Genomic DNA, 17,569 nt, shown 5'->3' on the forward strand with positions numbered 1-17,569 from the left:
GCCTAAAGTATATGCCTTATTACGGAAACAAAAACGCCCGTCGGTGACGGGCGTTGGGTTTATTCTTCCGGCTCATAACCGAGGTTTGGTGCCAGCCAGCGTTCGGCTTCGGCTTTCTCCCAGCCTTTACGCTTGGCGTAGTCATCAACCTGATCTTCGCCAATTTTGGCAACACCGAAATACTGCGATTCAGGATGACTGAAATACCAGCCGCTGACTGCAGCGGTGGGCAGCATGGCGTAGGAATCGGTTATGGTCATGTTGGCGGTATTGTCTACATCCAGTAGCTGCCAGAGCAAACCTTTCTCAGTGTGTTCCGGGCAAGCGGGATAACCCGGTGCCGGTCGGATACCCTGATATTTTTCAGCGATTAACTCATCGTTACTCAGGTTTTCCTGACGGGCATAACCCCAGATATCACGGCGTACACGGTCATGCATCAGCTCAGCGAGGGCTTCGGCAAATCGGTCAGCCAGTGCTTTGACCATAATGGCATTATAATCATCATGGTCTGCTTCGTAATGTGCAACCAGTTCGTCACAGCCATGGCCGGCGGTGACGGCAAAGGCCCCCAGATAATCGGCTTTGCCACTGGATTTAGGGGCGATAAAGTCGGACAGACACATGTGGGGTTTGCCGGCAACTTTTTCAGTTTGCTGTCGCAGATGGTGCAGTGTCTCAAGCACAGTCGTACGGCTGTCGTCGGTGTAGAGTTCTATATCGTCGCTGTCGGTGCTATTGGCCGGAAACAGACCAATGACCGCTTTGGCCTGCAGTTGTTTCTCCTTGACCAGTTGTTTCAGCATCGCCTGAGCATCATGAAACAGGCGAGTGGCTTCTTCACCGATAATCTCGTCCTTGAGAATACGGGGATAGCGGCCCGCCAGTTCCCAGGAATGGAAAAATGGCGTCCAGTCAAAGTAGGGTAGGATCTCGTCCAGCGGGATATCGTCAAACACATGGATGCCCGGGTGAACCGGTACTGGTGGTGTGTAGTTCTCCCAATCGATGGCAAAGCGATTGTCCCGTGCTGCTTGCAGGTTGACGCGACGCTTGTCAGTCATGCGCGCTTTATGGCGTTCACGTACTGCTTCATAATCTTCCTTTATCTCTTTGATATAATTTGTTTTCTTTTCGCCAAGAAGGGCAGAGACAACGTTCACAGCACGGGAGGCGTTAGTCACATGAACCACCTGATCCCGTTTATAGGCTGGCTCGATTTTCACTGCAGTATGGGCTTTTGAGGTGGTAGCACCACCGATCAGTAAGGGGATATCAAAGCCTTGACGTTCCATCTCTTTGGCCACATGCACCATCTCGTCCAGAGAGGGTGTGATCAGGCCTGACAGGCCGATCACATCTGCATTATGCTCCCGCGCGGTTTGCAGAATGGTTTCTGCTGACACCATCACGCCAAGGTCGATAATCTCATAGTTATTACACTGCAGAACCACGCCGACGATGTTTTTGCCGATGTCATGCACATCGCCTTTCACCGTGGCCAGTACTACCTTTCCGTTGGCCTTGCTGTGCTCATCTTTTTCGGCCTCGATATAAGGCATCAGATAGGCAACCGCTTTTTTCATTACGCGGGCCGATTTAACCACCTGAGGCAGGAACATCTTACCGGCACCAAATAGATCACCGACTACCGACATACCATCCATCAGCGGGCCTTCGATTACCTGCAGTGGGCGCGGATGGTTTTGGCGGGCTTCTTCGGTATCTTCTTCAATAAACTCAGTGATGCCTTTGACCAGAGCATGCTCAAGGCGTTTATTGACCTCCCAGCTGCGCCATTCCTGCGCCTGTTTTTCATCTACCTGGCTGCCGTCTCCGCGATATTTTTCAGCGATCTCCAGCAGGCGTTCAGTGGCATCATCCCGCCGGTTCTGAATCACATCCTCGACTGCGTTACGCAGTTCGTCAGGCAGGTCGTCATAGATCGCCAACTGACCCGCGTTGACGATACCCATATCCATGCCCTGTTTGATGGCGTGGTAGAGAAATACGCAATGGATGGCTTCGCGTACCGGGTTGTTGCCACGGAACGAGAAAGAGACGTTGGATACGCCGCCGGAGATTTTGGCATGGGGTAGATTCTGTTTGATCCAGCCGGTGGCCTCGATAAAGTCCATGGCATAGTTGTTATGCTCATCAATCCCGGTGGCAACAGCAAAAATGTTCGGATCAAAAATGATATCTTCTGGCGGGAAGCCAACCTTATCCACCAGTACCCGGTAGGAGCGTTCACAAATTTGGGTTTTGCGTTGGTAGGTGTCAGCCTGGCCGGTTTCATCAAAGGCCATGACCACGACGGCAGCGCCGTAGCGGCGAATGGTACGGGCCTGTTCAATAAATTTTTCTTCACCTTCCTTGAGGCTGATGGAGTTGACCACCCCCTTGCCCTGAATACACTGTAGCCCGACTTCCAGAACATCCCACTTGGAGGAGTCGATCATCACCGGAACTCGGGCGATATCCGGTTCGGAGCCGATCAGATTAAGGAAACGATACATGGCGGCATGGGCATCCAACATGCCTTCGTCCATGTTGATGTCGATAATCTGAGCGCCGTTCTCTACCTGCTGGCGGGCCACATCCAATGCCGTTTCATAATCGCCTTCTTTGATCAGGCGCTTAAATGCAGCAGACCCGGTAACGTTGGTTCGTTCTCCAACGTTTACGAACAGGGTGTCGGCACCAATACTCAGTGGTTCAAGTCCGGCCAGGCGGCATTTTGGGGTAATGTCCGGTAACGCACGAGGGGGATGTTTTTCAACCGCTTCGCGAATCGCCTTGATGTGCTCCGGGGTTGTGCCACAACAACCACCAACAACATTCAGAAAGCCAGACTGCGCCCATTCGCCAATTTCATCCGCCATCTGCTCTGGGGTTTCATCGTAACCACCAAATGCATTGGGCAAACCGGCGTTGGGGTGGGCGGAAACGTGGGTTTCACAAATTCGGGACAGCTCCTGCACATACTGGCGTAGCTCTTTAGGGCCCAGTGCACAGTTCAGGCCGACCGAGATTGGTCGGGCGTGGCGAATTGAGTTCCAGAACGCTTCAGTGGTCTGTCCGGACAGCGTACGGCCGGAGGCATCGGTAATGGTACCGGAGATCATCACCGGCAGGCGGATGTCATGTTGTTCGAAATAGGTTTCAACCGCATAAATAGCGGCCTTAGCATTCAGGGTGTCGAAGATGGTTTCGATCAGAATGATGTCACTACCGCCCTCGATCAGGCCATCCAGTGATTCCGTGTACGCTTCTACCAGCTCATTAAAACTGACATTGCGGTAACCTGGGTCATTGACATCCGGTGAGATAGAGCAGGTGCGGTTGGTTGGACCCAACACCCCGGCAACGTAGCGGGGCCGATCAGGCGTTTCCTCGGTAGCCTCATCACAGGCCTCACGCGCAAGACGCGCTGCGACCACGTTGATTTCCCGGCTGAGTGCTTCCATATGGTAGTCAGCCATGGCGATGCGGGTAGCATTGAAGGTATTGGTTTCAATGATATCCGCCCCGGCATCCAGGTAGTCGCGGTGTATATCCTTGATGAGCTTAGCCTGGGTCAGCACCAGCAGGTCGTTATTACCTTTGACTTCACTTTGCCAATCGGCAAACCGTTCACCTCGGTAATCGGCTTCTTCCAGCTTGTGCTCCTGAATCATGGTACCCATACCACCATCCAGAATCATGATGCGTTGTTGCAATGTGCTTTTAAGCTGTTGGCTAAGGGTCTGATCTGTCACTATGCTGTCCCGTTGAATGAATGCCTTACAAAATAGGTGAGCTATTCTAAATCAATTGCTTAAAGAGTGCAGTGACCCTCATGCAAGATGCGATGAAAGGCGCTCATTTTAATGGTAAAAATGATGAATACCGGCGGTGCAACAACGTTGGCCAAAAGAATAGTAATTACAAACTTAATTTTTATATAAATGGTGTTAAAATGTGCGCCCTTTGCCGCCGTTAACTGGGGATAACCGTATCAGAAGGGTGGGTTTTTCAACCTGACTGCTGGTTAAGTTGCGGTGCAACAGCTCCGGCTGATCGCTAACTTTTGGAAGTTAGCCCTCAACTGGCCTGCTTTATGCTTCATATAGCAGGGTAAAAATGATGCTGGTATTACCAGCCTGGATGAGAGAACGCAGGTTTTATTTATGCTGCAGACATTCCTGAAGGCCAAGCTGCATCGCGTGACGGTAACCCACGCGGAACTGCACTATGAGGGCTCCTGTGCAATAGATGGTGTATTACTGGACCAATCGGGTATTCGCGAATACGAGATGATCCATATTTACAACATCAACAATGGTGAGCGCTTCACGACTTACGCAATCCGAGCTGAAGATAACAGTGGCATCATCTCTGTGAACGGCGCAGCAGCACATAAGGCCAGCAAGGGTGACCTGCTGATCGTGTGCTCATACGTTCAACTGGACGAGAAAGAAGCTGCCGAGTTTCAGCCAACCCTGTGCTATTTTGAAAACGCCAAATCGGATGGCGGTGTCGGTGCCACGGATGCAGAATTGCACCAGCGTAATGAGCTGACCAGTGTAAAACGCGCCATACCGGTGCAGCCAAAAGATATTTAATGGCAAGCGTGCTCTGCGCCTTGTCGAAAAGCCACCTTCGGGTGGCTTTTTTGTATCGGCCCCGGCGGGGCTGGGTGAAAATTTGTATAAGCATTGCAAGCGATTACCCGGCAGGGTAAATTGGCGCGCAGTTGTCCGCGCCCTGAAAACAGAGCTTCAGGCGCATCAATATGAATACCATGAGGAAGCTGTTGTGGAACTAGCCTGTCTTGACCTGGAAGGGGTGCTGATCCCGGAGATCTGGATTGCATTTGCGGAAGAAACCGGTATCGAAGAGCTGAAAGCCACCACCCGGGATATACCGGACTATGATGTGCTGATGAAGCAGCGTCTGCGAATTCTGGATGAGCACGGGCTGACTCTGCCACAAATTCAAAATACTATTAGCCGGTTGTCGCCATTAGAGGGTGCTGCGGACTTTATCAACTGGTTGCGTGAGCGTTTCCAAGTGGTGATTCTGTCTGACACCTTTTATGAATTTGCTCAGCCACTGATGCGTCAGTTGGGTTTCCCAACTTTGCTGTGCCATAAGCTGGAAGTGGATGAAGCGGGGCGGATCACGGATTACACTCTGCGTCAGCGTGATCCGAAACGTCAATCTGTACGCGCATTCCAGCTGCTGAACTACCGTGTTATTGCGGCCGGTGACTCGTACAACGACACCACCATGCTGAAACAAGCCGAAGCCGGTATTCTGTTCCACGCCCCAGAGAATGTTATTGCTGAATTCCCGCAGTTCCCGGCAGTGCATACCTTTGCTGATTTGAAGCAAGAGTTCCTCAAAGCCAGTAACCGTGATCTAAGCCTTTAACTCACGGGTCTACCCTATTGATACCGCTCTGGCGTAGTCGCCAGGACGGTATCATACGGCTGTTTGAGTATTTGCTGTCGCCATCCGGTGACAGCGGCCCGATGTCCGAGCTAGACTGGTGCAAAATCAGGGACGTTCGGACGAGTAAGCGAATGCCGACAGCAGCTGCGATTTCTGCTGCGCTCACCATGCGTGGCAAAGTCATTTTCATCGTCACTATGTTGCTGACATTGAGCTTCTTTGTCTTTTTTCTCGGCTATCTGCAAGCCGAAGCTATGAATGGTGTCAGGGCTTATGTCCGTGGCGAAGGCTTGTGGGCCAAGTCGCAAAAAGACGCCGTCATGTCTCTTTACCGCTACACCGTCGATGCCAAGCCCGCCGATTATGAAGCCTTTAAACAACATTTGTTGATCCCTTTGGGTGACCGTCAGGCGCGGCAGGCTTTGCAGCAGTCCCCGCCAGATGTCGTGAAGGCTTATGATGGTTTTCTTAAAGGGGGCAACCATCCACAGGACATTACTAGTCTTATCAACGTCTTTCGCTTATTTCATAACGTGAGTTACATGAAGCAGGCGATCGCTATCTGGACTGAAGCAGATCTGATTATAACGGAGCTGTTCAGGCTTGGCGCTGAGGTTGATGCACGTATTCAGCAGGGTGATATCAACCGAACTGATCTGATCCGGCGGCTTGAAGTCATTAATAGCCAGCTTCATGCTCTGGAAACCGAGTTTTCCCAAGTGCTAAGTGAGGGAGCCCGCTGGATTAAGTGGGTGACCACGCTGACAATGGGCTGTCTGATGCTGTTGCTGGTGCTAGGGTCAGTTTATCTGGTCAGGCGGTTTATTGCTCAGTTGTACGATACAGAACTGCGCCTGAGACGCAGTGAGCGTCGTTACCTGAGTTTGTATGAGTCAGGCATGCTGGGCATTGTGGAGTGGGAGTTATCCGGTCGGATTCTTGATGCCAACACAGCAGCACTCGAACTGCTGGGTTATTCCAAAGATCAGCTGACAGCCAAAACGTTTAACTGGGCCGAGCTGACGCCGGCTAATTTTCAGGAACAGGACGAACAGGCTATTGAGCAGATCCTGAAAAATGGTTACTGCGTGCCTTATAGTAAGGAGCTTTTGCATAAGGGGGGTCGCCGTGTGCCGGTTATGGTGGGGGGCGCTATGCTCGAAGGCAGCCAGGACCGCGGACTGGCCTTTGTGTTGGATCAAACCAGTCAGCGGGCGGTAGAGGACCAGCTTAGGCTGTCCGCTACAGTACTGGAGGGGAGCCGGGATGGCATCTTGATTGCCAGCCGTGCCGGGGTGGTGTTGAGCCTTAATCAGTCCTATTTGAGTATGACCGGATATTCTGAGGATGACGTGAAGGGGCGTTTTGCGCGTTTGTTTTCGCCGGACACCCCTGATCTGATGCGGCAGGTGATGATGAAGGCCATTCTGGAACAGGGGCACTGGCAGGGCGACACAGAGATTAAGTTAGCAGATGACAGCATGTTGCCGGTACGCCTCAGTATGACTGCCGTGTATGACAATCAGCATAATATGACGCATTTTGTCGCCATTTTTACGGATATCAGTCAGCGTAAGGCGCAGGAGCGATTACTGCATGCAATGGCGTTGCATGATCCATTGACCGGCCTTGCTAATCGCAGTTTGTTCGAGGACCGGCTGGGGCATGCCATTGCACGTGCCAAGCGTAATAATAGTCAGTGCGCGGTGTTGTTTATCGATCTGGATAAGTTTAAACCGATTAATGATCAGTTTGGCCATCATGCCGGGGATGAGCTGCTGTTACAGGTGGCTGATCGTTTGCGGCTTGAGATGCGAGAAAATGACAGTATCGTGCGCTTGGGTGGTGATGAATTCGTGGTCATTGTGGAAGCGGCGGAGGATAAGCTTTCGGTACGGAATGTCGCTGAGAAGATACTCCAGCGCCTGGATCGACCCTATGAGCTTTCCTGCGGCCCCGTGCATATTACATGCAGTATGGGTATTGGGATGTACCCAGTCGATGGCACGGATACTGCCAGCCTGACCCGTTCTGCGGACAGTGCTATGTATTTGGCCAAATCCGTGCCCGGCAGCTATTACCGGTTTTATTCGCCCTTAGCGGCTAAATAGTCGTCAGAACGTGTTTCGTCTCAAATTAACTTAGGTATGCCATATGACAAACGATGATGCTGTGATCAGCCTGTTAACAGAAATCAGAGATAATCAGCGGCAGTCACTGCAACGACAGGAGGAGCACTTGGCGATTGCCAAGGAGCAGGTTGAGCGTACCCGGATACAAATGGAAACGTCAATTCGGTTGCAGCAGCAGGCGGTAAGTCGGTTTCAGAAAGTATCCCGCATTGCTGTGCCGGGTATTATTGTCTGTGTGTTGATGATCCTGTATCTGCTATTGCGCTATTTTTGAGTACTGTTCAACGCGTTAAGCAGGTTATTTACCTTGTTAAAGGTTTCTTGATACTCCATCTCAGTGATGGAATCCGCCACGATTCCACCACCTGCCCAGCAATAGACTTTTTGCTGTTCACAGAGCACGGTACGGATGGTGATACTGGTATCCATCCGTCCACACAGGCTGATATAACCAATCGAGCCACAATAGATTGAGCGTCGATGCGGTTCCAGCTCCTCTATTATTTCCATTGCTCTTATTTTAGGTGCACCGGTAATCGAGCCACCGGGGAAACAGTGCTCCAGCAGATCAACAGGAGAAGCGTTTTCCGGTAGCTGGCCGGTAATGGTGCTGACCAGGTGGTGAACATTGGCGTAGCTTTCTACTTTGAACAGCTCGGGGACTTTGACGCTGTTGTGTTGGCAGACCCGGCTTAGGTCATTACGCAACAAATCCACAATCATCAGGTTTTCAGCTCGGTCTTTTGTTGATGCTTGCAGCTCTGCTTTTAAGGCCTGGTCCGCAACTGCATCAGCAGCACGTGGCCGGGTGCCTTTTATGGGTCGGGTCTTCACTTGCCCTTGGCGAACTTCAAGAAACTGTTCAGGAGAGAGGGACAGAATAGCGCCCTCTGCGGTATCGATAAACGCGGCATACGGGGTAGGCGCAACTTCACGCAGTTGGCGATAGGCGTGCCAGGGATCGCCCCGGTATTCGCTATCAAAACGCTGCGCAAAGTTGACCTGATAACAATCGCCTGCATGGATGTAACGGTCAATCTGGGACAGTTTCTGGTGATACTCGGTCTCATTGATATTGGCGCTGAAACGGCGCTGCAATCGAAAGGGTGCAGTTTTGCCGCTGGCTTCAGTTAATAGCTGCTGTTCAATATCATCAAGCTGGCTGCTGGGGACAGAGGGGGCGGCTACCAGTGTGGTCTGTTGTCGCTGATGATCGACCACCACGGCCCATAAATACAGGCCAAGCTGCAGGTCTGGCAGGCTATGGCTTTGGCTTGCCCGGTTGGGTAACGCTTCCAGTCGTCGCCCTAAATCGTAATTAAAGTGACCCATCAGGCCACCGCAAAAAGGTAGGTGCTCAGGTTGAGGCAGGTCCAGCGCATACTTACGGTACAGTTGATCAACCGCCGGAAAAGGGTTGTCCGGATTTTCAACCGAGCAGGTCAGCAGCTCTACTGGAGCTGCGGCCAGAATATCAAACCGGCCCCAAGGGCAAGCGGGTCGACCGCTATCGAGAAAAACACCATGGCCCATTGATCTGATTCTCTCAAACAGAGTCAGGCTGTTAATCTTGTAGGGTAGGCTGCGTTGCTGGATCGGGTACAAGGCTCAGTTGGCTCCGAAAGGCCGGGTCTCCGAATTACCAGGACGGTTAGGGCAGACGACTTTTTAATTATGGGCGATTGTATGTAACCACTGGTACCCTGTCTATGCCGATAGGGTTAGATGTACAAGCAAAGATTGTCGACAGTTTGCAGAGAATGATCCAAAATCTGACCATTGATTATTGGAGGATTACAGTGTTCAGCCCGCTACCCAGTCAAACCTCTCATCTGCATCTACCGGATCAGCATATTACCTACCGTATCTACCGTAACCCAGAAGTATCAACTGGACGTCGTTTGGTTCTGTTACATGGCGCTGGTGTTGCCGGTATCGATACCTGGGAGGCCTTTACGGCATTCCTTACCCAGTGGTCAGAAATTTTAGTTCCGGATCAACGCGGCATGGGTGATACCCATGCTCCGGATCGGCATGAACATCCCTATACGACTGGTGAACTGGTTAAAGACCTGCATGCGCTGGTTGACCATCTGGCCTGGTGGCAGTTTGATTTGGCCGGGTACTCGTTGGGGGGGCTGGTCAGCTTATTATTTAAGCAGCGTTTTCCTGAACGCGTCGGCAAACAATACCTGCTGGAGTCCGCCTTGCTGGACCGGCCATGCTGGGAGACGACATTGATTCTGCGTGAGGAGTTATCCGAAGCCGCAGTACATTTACGTCAACAGCAGGCAATTGAGCAGGGTGTCAGCCGGTTTTTGGATACGATTTCACCGAACCGTAAGGTGTCGCCGCTGGTGGAGCGAACCACTATTGAGCGTTTATCAGAACGCCCGGTGGGCTTTGCTAATGCGTTGGATTCAGTGACCCGGGCCAGCCGTGACGTAAACCGAGAAACGTTGGTTGCGGCACAGGGTGATGTGACCAGTTTTATTGGCGGCAACAGTGTAGATCTTATGCATCAATATCAGCGTGAATTGGCTGAGCGGATGCCTAACTGGCACTATTTTATGATTGCTGGCACCGATCATTCACTGCCGTACCAGAAGCCACGCCAGATTGCACAGATTATGAATCAGGAGCTGGAGCGTTTTTTGACCTGATAGGCAGCGATCCAGTGATAGGTTCGCCTATAAACTTTTGTATAGTGTTGACAATTTTTCAAGTTTTGCTGGTTGACGGACATTTTATGTCTATGTATTGTGGCTCAACAATCAAATTGTCGACAATCTAAAGGGTTGTGATGACAGACACTAATGTAAGCCAGATTTTTCAGCCTGAAAGCCGTACCTTGGCCGATCGGGTTTGTGAGCAAATTATCACTGCTATTGTGAAGGGTGAAATACCGCCCGGACAAAAAATCAGTGAAGCTGAACTTGCGCGGATCTACGGTATCAGCCGGGGGCCGTTGCGCGAAGCAATTCGCCGCTTGGAAGGTCTGCGTTTAATCGAGCGTAAACCGCATATCGGTGCCCGGGTGGTGCAGCTGTCTCTGAAGGAGCTGGTAGAGATCTACCGGGTGCGTGAAGCACTTGAGGGCATGGCCTGCCGTCTTGCGGCAGAAAACATGTCTGATGATGAGATTGAGAGCCTGCGGGCGCTGCTCTTTGTACATGAGCAAAGTGTTAAGGAATTGGATGGTCGTTCCTACTTTCAGAAAGAGGGTGACCTGGATTTCCATTACCGGATCGTGAATGGCAGCAAGAATTCCAAACTGCTGGAAGTGCTGGGGGGGGATCTTTACCACCTGGTACGCATGTATCGATATCAATTCAGTGTTTCCAGTAGCCGTCCACAGCGGGCGCTGAAGGAACACCATCAGATTCTGGATGCAATAGCAGCACGCGATCCTGAACTGGCTGAAATGCTGATGCGTCGCCATATTGGCGCTGCACGCAAAAATATAGAACAAAAACTGAACACAGCGTTAGAAGGTGATAACAATGGCAAATAACCTCTCTGCAGGAGCTCGTTTTCGTAAAGCTCTGGCTGAAACAAAACCGCTCCAAATTGTAGGCACAGTGAACGCATATCACGCCATGATGGCAGAGCGGGTGGGTCACCGCGCTATCTACTTGTCTGGTGGTGGTGTCGCTAATGCCTCCTACGGCCTGCCAGACCTGGGTATGACCTCTATGAACGACGTGCTGGAAGATGTACGTCGAATTACCAGTGCAGTAGAAACCCCGTTGCTGGTGGACATCGATACAGGCTGGGGTGGTGCATTTAATATCTCCCGCACAGTTAAAGAGATGATTAAAGGTGGTGCTGCTGCGGTTCATCTGGAAGATCAGGTGGCGCAGAAACGTTGTGGTCATCGTCCGAACAAAGAGATCGTCTCTCTGGAAGAGATGGTTGATCGGGTAAAAGCTGCCGTTGATGCAAAAACTGACGATGATTTCTTTATCATCGCCCGTACTGATGCATTCCAGATGGAAGGTATTAATGCGGCGGTGGATCGTGCTCAGGCATGCCTGGAAGCGGGTGCTGACGCTATCTTTGCGGAGGCCGTGCATACACTGGAAGATTATCAAGCGTTTGCCGATGGCATTAATGGTGCGCACTTGCTGGCTAATATCACCGAATTTGGTGCGACGCCACTGTTCAATCGTGAAGAGCTGGCTGAGCATGGCGCCAGCATGGTGCTGTACCCGTTGTCTGCTTTCCGTGCTGCCAACAAAGCTGCACTGAATGTCTATGAGCATCTCCTTTCAGATGGTGATCAAAAAGCCGTTATCGATACCATGCAGACGCGCATGGAGCTGTACGATTTCCTGAACTATCACGACTTCGAGCAGAAGCTGGACGCACTATTTGCTGCAGGCAAAAATAAGTAATCGTTTTGTTGGTGTTGCGAGGGCGTATTTCACGCCCGCGCAACATCGAATAGGCGTTACCTTGCATTGAATGCAAGTCAGAGTTGAAGAGAAAAAAGACCGACCAAGTGGGCCGCTAGAGCCCACCTTCTTCTACAACAGGAGCTAAAAAATGGCCGAAAAAAAATTGGGTGGAGCGGGGCTGCGTGGGCAATCCGCAGGTGAAACCGCATTGTGCACCGTGGGTAAAACCGGTGCTGGCCTTACTTACCGTGGTTATGACATTAAAGAGCTGGCTGACAAAGCCGAGTTCGAAGAAGTGGCTTATCTGCTGCTGTATGGCAAGCTGCCTAACCAGGCTGAATTGGATGCCTATAAGGCCAAATTGAAAGGTATGCGCGGTCTTCCTGAGCCGTTGAAAGCTGTACTGGAGCAGATTCCTGCCGATGCTCATCCGATGGATGTGATGCGTACAGGCTGTTCTATGCTGGGCAACCTGGAAACGGAAGCCGATTTTTCCGAACAGCATGACCATATCGATCGCATGCTGGCGGTGTTTCCGTCCATCATCAACTATTGGTACAACTTCTCTCAAAGTGGCAAGCGTATCAATACTGAAACAGACGCAGACTCCATTGGCGAACACTTCTTGTGGACCCTGCATGATAAAAAGCCAGACCCGTTACATACCCAGGTAATGCACGCGTCGCTGATCCTGTATGCCGAGCATGAATTTAATGCGTCGACCTTTACGGCGCGTGTTTGTGCTTCCACCCTGTCTGATATTCACAGCTGTGTCACCGGTGCTATCGGTTCTCTGCGTGGGCCACTGCACGGTGGTGCTAATGAAGCTGCGATGGCCATGATCGAAAACTGGACCTCTGCTGATGAAGCGGAAGCAGCGATCATGGGCATGTTGGAGCGCAAAGATAAAATCATGGGTTTTGGTCATGCGATCTACCGTGAATCCGATCCGCGGAATGCGATCATCAAAGAGTGGTCTAAGAAACTGTCCGCGCAGGCAGGTGATACTGTGCTGTACCCAGTTTCCGAGCGCGTTGAAGCCGTCATGTGGCGTGAGAAAAAACTGTTCTGTAATGCTGATTTTTTCCATGCTTCTGCGTATCACTTCATGGGTATTCCCACTGAATTGTTCACCCCCATTTTTGTTTGTTCGCGCGTGGCTGGCTGGACAGCACATGTGATGGAGCAGCGGGCGAATAACCGCATCATCCGTCCTTCTGCAGACTATACCGGTCCAGAAACTTCGGAATGGGTGTCGATTGAGCAGCGCCCTTAAGCGCTGATAATAAGGGCGGCCGCTTACCGGTCGCCCGAACATTGAAAGATAAAAATTAGGGTAGATAGGACCCAAGACGGCTGTTTCCCATCCGGCTGATGAGCCCTGCCCATTACTCGACGGAGTAAGTTATGAACACTGAATACCGCAAGCCGCTCGCTGGCACCGCACTGGATTTTTTTGATACCCGCGCTGCTGTAGAAGCAATCCAACCTGGCGCTTTCGACACCTTGCCATACACCTCTCGGGTACTGGCTGAACAACTGGTTCGTCGCTGTCAGCCTGACGCGCTGACTGATTCCTTGAAACAGATTATTGAGCGTAAGCGTGACCTGGATTTTCCTTGGTATCCGGCGCGTGTGGTATGTCATGACATTCTTGGCCAGACGGCACTGGTAGACCTGGCGGGCCTGCGTGATGCGATTGCAGAGCAGGGCGGTGATCCTGCTCAGGTAAATCCGGTCGTGCCAACCCAGCTGATTGTGGACCACTCGCTGGCGGTTGAAGCCGCTGGTTTTGACCCTGATGCGTTTGAGAAGAACCGCGCCATTGAAGACCGGCGTAACGAAGACCGCTTCCATTTTATTGAATGGACGAAAACTGCATTCGAAAACGTTGATGTGATTCCTGCCGGTAACGGCATCATGCACCAGATCAACCTGGAGAAGATGTCGCCGGTCATTCAGTCGCGTGAAGGTGTTGCCTTCCCCGATACCTGTGTCGGTACTGACTCCCATACCCCGCATGTGGATTCCCTGGGGGTTATCGCGATTGGCGTGGGTGGTCTGGAAGCAGAAACCGTGATGCTGGGCCATCCGTCTATGATGCGCCTGCCGGATATCGTCGGCGTTAAACTGACGGGCAAGCGTCAGCCAGGTATTACGGCAACAGATATCGTGTTGGCGATTACTGAGTTCCTGCGTCAGGAGCGTGTGGTCGGTGCTTATGTTGAGTTCTTTGGTGAAGGGTCCAAGGATCTGACCATCGGTGACCGCGCGACAATCTCCAATATGTGTCCTGAATTTGGTGCCACGGCGGCGATGTTCTACATCGACCTGCAGACGATTGATTACCTGAACCTGACCGGTCGTGAGCCGGAGCAGGTAGCACTGGTAGAAAATTACGCGAAAACCACCGGACTGTGGGCAGATTCACTGGAAACTGCCGAATATGAGCGGGTGCTGGAATTTGATCTGTCTTCCGTTGTCCGCAACATGGCGGGGCCGTCCAATCCGCACCGTCGTCTGCCAACCTCCGCTTTACATGAGCGCGGCATTGCGGTGGATCTGGATAAAGCCCAGGCAGAAGAAGAGCAGGGTTTGATGCCGGATGGTGCAGTTATCATTGCGGCTATCACCTCCTGTACCAACACCTCTAACCCGCGTAACGTGGTTGCTGCCGGCTTGGTGGCGAAAAAAGCCAACGAACTGGGCCTGGTACGTAAACCCTGGGTGAAATCTTCATTTGCGCCGGGTTCTAAAGTAGCCCGCCTGTATCTGGAAGAATCTGGCCTGCTGCCAGAACTGGAAAAACTGGGTTTTGGTATTGTGGCGTACGCTTGTACCACCTGTAACGGTATGTCCGGTGCCCTGGATCCGGAAATTCAGCAGGAAATCATTGACCGTGACCTGTACTCCACTGCAGTGCTGTCCGGTAACCGTAACTTTGATGGTCGTATCCATCCTTATGCCAAGCAGGCATTCCTGGCGTCACCACCACTGGTTGTGGCTTACGCGATTGCCGGTACTGTACGTTTTGATATTGAAAAAGATGTACTGGGTGTTGTCGACGGTAACGAGATCACATTGAAAGACCTGTGGCCATCGGATGAAGAGATCGATGCCATTGTTGCTTCCAGCGTGAAACCGGAACAGTTCAAGCAGGTTTATATTCCAATGTTTGACCTGGGTGAAAAAGAGCAAGCGGAAAGCCCGCTGTATGACTGGCGCCCAATGTCCACCTACATTCGTCGGCCGCCATACTGGGAAGGCGCGCTGGCAGGTGAACGTACACTGACAGATATGCGGGCACTGGCAGTACTGCCAGACAATATCACCACTGACCACCTGTCACCGTCCAATGCGATTCTGATGAACAGTGCCGCAGGTGAGTACCTGGATAAGATGGGTCTGCCGGAAGAAGACTTTAATAGTTATGCCACCCACCGCGGTGATCATTTGACAGCACAGCGTGCAACCCTGGCGAATCCGAAATTGCTGAATGAGATGTGCCGCGACGACAACGGCGACGTGATCCAGGGCTCCCTGGCACGGGTTGAGCCGGACGGTGAACAGATGCGCATGTGGGAAGCGATTGAAACCTACATGAACCGTGGTCAGAACCTGATCGTGGTGGCCGGTGCAGACTATGGTCAGGGTTCATCCCGTGACTGGGCTGCCAAGGGTGTTCGCCTAGCGGGTGTGGAAGTGATCGTGGCGGAAGGCTTCGAACGTATCCACCGTACCAACCTGATTGGTATGGGTGTCCTGCCGGTTGAGTTCAAGTCAGGCACGACCCGTCTGACTCTGGAACTTGATGGCAGCGAAACCTACAGCATTAAAGGTGACCTGTCGCCACGTGGCGACCTGACCCTGGAAATCACCCGCCGTAACGGTGAAAAACTGGATGTGCCGGTCACCTGTCGTCTGGATACCGCTGCAGAAGTGGCTGTGTATCAGGCGGGTGGGGTGTTGCAGAAGTTTGCCAAAGACTTCCTGCACCAGGCGTAAAGCTACCTGCGTTGCCTGGCGGGGTTCACAACAGAATCAATGTGCGCATTTATACATTATAAACTGCGTACCTTGACCCTGTTTTTTGCTTGGTTCCGGCTCCCCCGCAACGCTGTAGATACTTAGAAATTTTGCGAACGGTTCTGGCAACTGTTTGAGTACAGGAGCATCAATATGGCTCATACACCACAAATTAAAATTCCGGCAACCTATATCCGGGGCGGCACCAGTAAAGGGGTGTTTTTCCGTCGTCAGGATCTGCCGGAAGCGGCGCAACAGCCTGGTGACGCGCGCGATAAAATTCTGTTACGGGTGATCGGTAGTCCTGACCCCTATGGTCAGCAGATTGACGGTATGGGTGGTGCCACATCCAGTACCAGTAAAACCGTTATTCTCGATAAAAGCAGTCAGCCGGATCATGATGTGGACTACCTGTTCGGTCAGGTGGCAATCAACAAGGCATTCGTCGACTGGTCCGGTAACTGCGGGAACCTTACTGCAGCGGTGGGTGCGTTTGCTATTTCCGGCGGACTGGTAGACCCGGAACGGATACCGGAAAACGGTATCTGTACTGTACGTATCTGGCAGAAAAATATCGCTAAAACCATTATTGCTCATGTGCCGATCACTAACGGTGAAGTTCAGGAAACCGGTGATTTTGAACTGGATGGTGTGACCTTTCCAGCCGCGGAAGTGGTGATTGAGTTTATGGACCCGGCCGATGGTGCAGGTTCCATGTTCCCAACGGGCAACCTGGTCGATGAACTGGAAGTGCCGGACATTGGCAGTTTTCCGGTCACCATGATCAATGCGGGCATACCGACTATCTTCCTGAATGCAGCAGATATTGGTTATACGGGTACTGAACTGCAGAAAGATATTAACTCTGATGCGGAAGCCCTGGCACGCTTTGAAACCATTCGTGCTTACGGTGCAGTTAAAATGGGGCTGATTAAGGATATCGCTGAAGCCGCAGCTCGTCAGCACACGCCTAAGGTGGCATTTGTCGCACCGGCTACAGACTATGCGGCATCCAGCGGTAAAGTCATTAACGCTACCGATATTGATGTTTGTGTACGGGCGTTGTCCATGGGCAAGCTGCACCATGCCATGATGGGTACTGCATCTGTGGCAATAGCCACGGCAGCAGCGGTGCCGGGCACCCTGGTTAACCTGGCGGCAGGAGGCGGTGATCGCGACGCGGTAATCTTTGGCCACCCTTCAGGTACTTTGCGCGTTGGTGCTGCTGCCAGTCTGGAAAATGGTGACTGGACAGCCAAAAAAGCAGTGATGAGCCGCAGTGCCCGTGTATTGATGGAAGGTTTTGTCCGTATTCCCGGCGATACATTCTAAGCATTGCCGCGAAAGTCCGGTCATCCCCTGAGTTCATGATTTCGGACATGGGTCCCTATCAACCTGTTGTCTGATTCATTAACCCACCTTAGGTGGGTTTTTTTTGGCGATTAATCAGTAACAACCGGGAATCGAACAAGCTGATCGTTTTTTAAACAGTTTGTGATGTGTAATTTATTGATATTAATCAATTAATAAGTCTATTTGTAAACAAGTGTTTTGAAAAAACAGTCACATTTT

At 51.7% G+C, this 17,569-nt stretch carries 12 protein-coding genes; 10 read left to right on the plus strand and 2 right to left on the minus strand.

Annotation, left to right across the window (positions count from 1 at the left end):
* Nucleotides 1-59 precede the first annotated feature (59 nt).
* Entirely contained in the window at nucleotides 60-3,761 is a 3,702-nt protein-coding gene (metH, locus tag ACFVYJ_RS09005) for a methionine synthase (protein WP_419415548.1), read from the minus strand.
* A 411-nt stretch (nucleotides 3,762-4,172) separates the two neighbouring features.
* Here metH and panD point away from each other — a divergent pair, with 411 nt between their 5' ends.
* The 4 genes from panD (at nucleotide 4,173) to ACFVYJ_RS09025 (ending at nucleotide 7,845) form a co-directional block, all read left to right on the plus strand.
* Complete coding sequence (panD, locus tag ACFVYJ_RS09010) at nucleotides 4,173-4,607, plus strand: aspartate 1-decarboxylase (RefSeq protein ID WP_419415547.1); 435 nt, start codon at nucleotides 4,173-4,175, stop codon at nucleotides 4,605-4,607.
* A gap of 193 nt (nucleotides 4,608-4,800) precedes the next feature.
* A complete protein-coding gene (gene thrH, locus ACFVYJ_RS09015; RefSeq protein ID WP_419415546.1) occupies nucleotides 4,801-5,418 on the plus strand; it encodes a bifunctional phosphoserine phosphatase/homoserine phosphotransferase ThrH in 618 nt (205 codons plus the stop codon).
* A gap of 152 nt (nucleotides 5,419-5,570) precedes the next feature.
* The gene (locus ACFVYJ_RS09020; protein ID WP_419415545.1) at nucleotides 5,571-7,550 is read left to right on the plus strand and encodes a diguanylate cyclase domain-containing protein; all 1,980 of its coding nucleotides are present in this window, start codon (nucleotides 5,571-5,573) and stop codon (nucleotides 7,548-7,550) included.
* Between the two features lie 43 nt (nucleotides 7,551-7,593).
* A complete protein-coding gene (locus ACFVYJ_RS09025; RefSeq protein WP_419415544.1) occupies nucleotides 7,594-7,845 on the plus strand; it encodes a hypothetical protein in 252 nt (83 codons plus the stop codon).
* On the opposite strand, the gene pabB is transcribed toward ACFVYJ_RS09025, so the two are convergent.
* Nucleotides 7,836-9,176 (minus strand): aminodeoxychorismate synthase component I, encoded by a 1,341-nt coding sequence (gene pabB / locus ACFVYJ_RS09030; protein ID WP_419415543.1) that lies wholly within the window; start codon nucleotides 9,174-9,176, stop codon nucleotides 7,836-7,838. The two genes, ACFVYJ_RS09025 and pabB, sit on opposite strands and share 10 nt — an antisense overlap.
* A 155-nt stretch (nucleotides 9,177-9,331) precedes the next feature.
* On the opposite strand from pabB, the gene ACFVYJ_RS09035 reads away from it, so the two are divergent.
* The 6 genes from ACFVYJ_RS09035 (at nucleotide 9,332) to prpF (ending at nucleotide 17,329) form a co-directional block, all read left to right on the plus strand.
* Nucleotides 9,332-10,234, plus strand: coding sequence for an alpha/beta fold hydrolase (locus ACFVYJ_RS09035; RefSeq protein ID WP_463255178.1), 903 nt, complete (start codon nucleotides 9,332-9,334; stop codon nucleotides 10,232-10,234).
* Between the two features lie 140 nt (nucleotides 10,235-10,374).
* Entirely contained in the window at nucleotides 10,375-11,085 is a 711-nt protein-coding gene (locus ACFVYJ_RS09040; protein ID WP_419415541.1) for a GntR family transcriptional regulator, read from the plus strand.
* On the plus strand, nucleotides 11,075-11,968 hold the full coding sequence (gene prpB, locus ACFVYJ_RS09045) for a methylisocitrate lyase (RefSeq protein ID WP_419415540.1): 894 nt from the start codon (nucleotides 11,075-11,077) through the stop codon (nucleotides 11,966-11,968). The genes ACFVYJ_RS09040 and prpB overlap by 11 nt, the downstream gene beginning before the upstream one ends.
* A gap of 151 nt (nucleotides 11,969-12,119) precedes the next feature.
* The gene (gene prpC / locus ACFVYJ_RS09050; RefSeq protein ID WP_419415539.1) at nucleotides 12,120-13,247 is read left to right on the plus strand and encodes a bifunctional 2-methylcitrate synthase/citrate synthase; all 1,128 of its coding nucleotides are present in this window, start codon (nucleotides 12,120-12,122) and stop codon (nucleotides 13,245-13,247) included.
* Nucleotides 13,248-13,378: 131 nt separating this feature from the next.
* Nucleotides 13,379-15,976 (plus strand): Fe/S-dependent 2-methylisocitrate dehydratase AcnD, encoded by a 2,598-nt coding sequence (acnD, locus tag ACFVYJ_RS09055; RefSeq protein ID WP_419415538.1) that lies wholly within the window; start codon nucleotides 13,379-13,381, stop codon nucleotides 15,974-15,976.
* Nucleotides 15,977-16,150: 174 nt separating this feature from the next.
* Complete coding sequence (gene prpF, locus ACFVYJ_RS09060) at nucleotides 16,151-17,329, plus strand: 2-methylaconitate cis-trans isomerase PrpF (RefSeq protein WP_419415537.1); 1,179 nt, start codon at nucleotides 16,151-16,153, stop codon at nucleotides 17,327-17,329.
* The last annotated feature ends 240 nt before the right edge of the window (nucleotides 17,330-17,569 follow it).

It is taken from the genome of Pontibacter sp. JAM-7 (genome assembly GCF_048548695.2).
Lineage (GTDB): Bacteria > Pseudomonadota > Gammaproteobacteria > Pseudomonadales > Balneatricaceae > Neptuniibacter.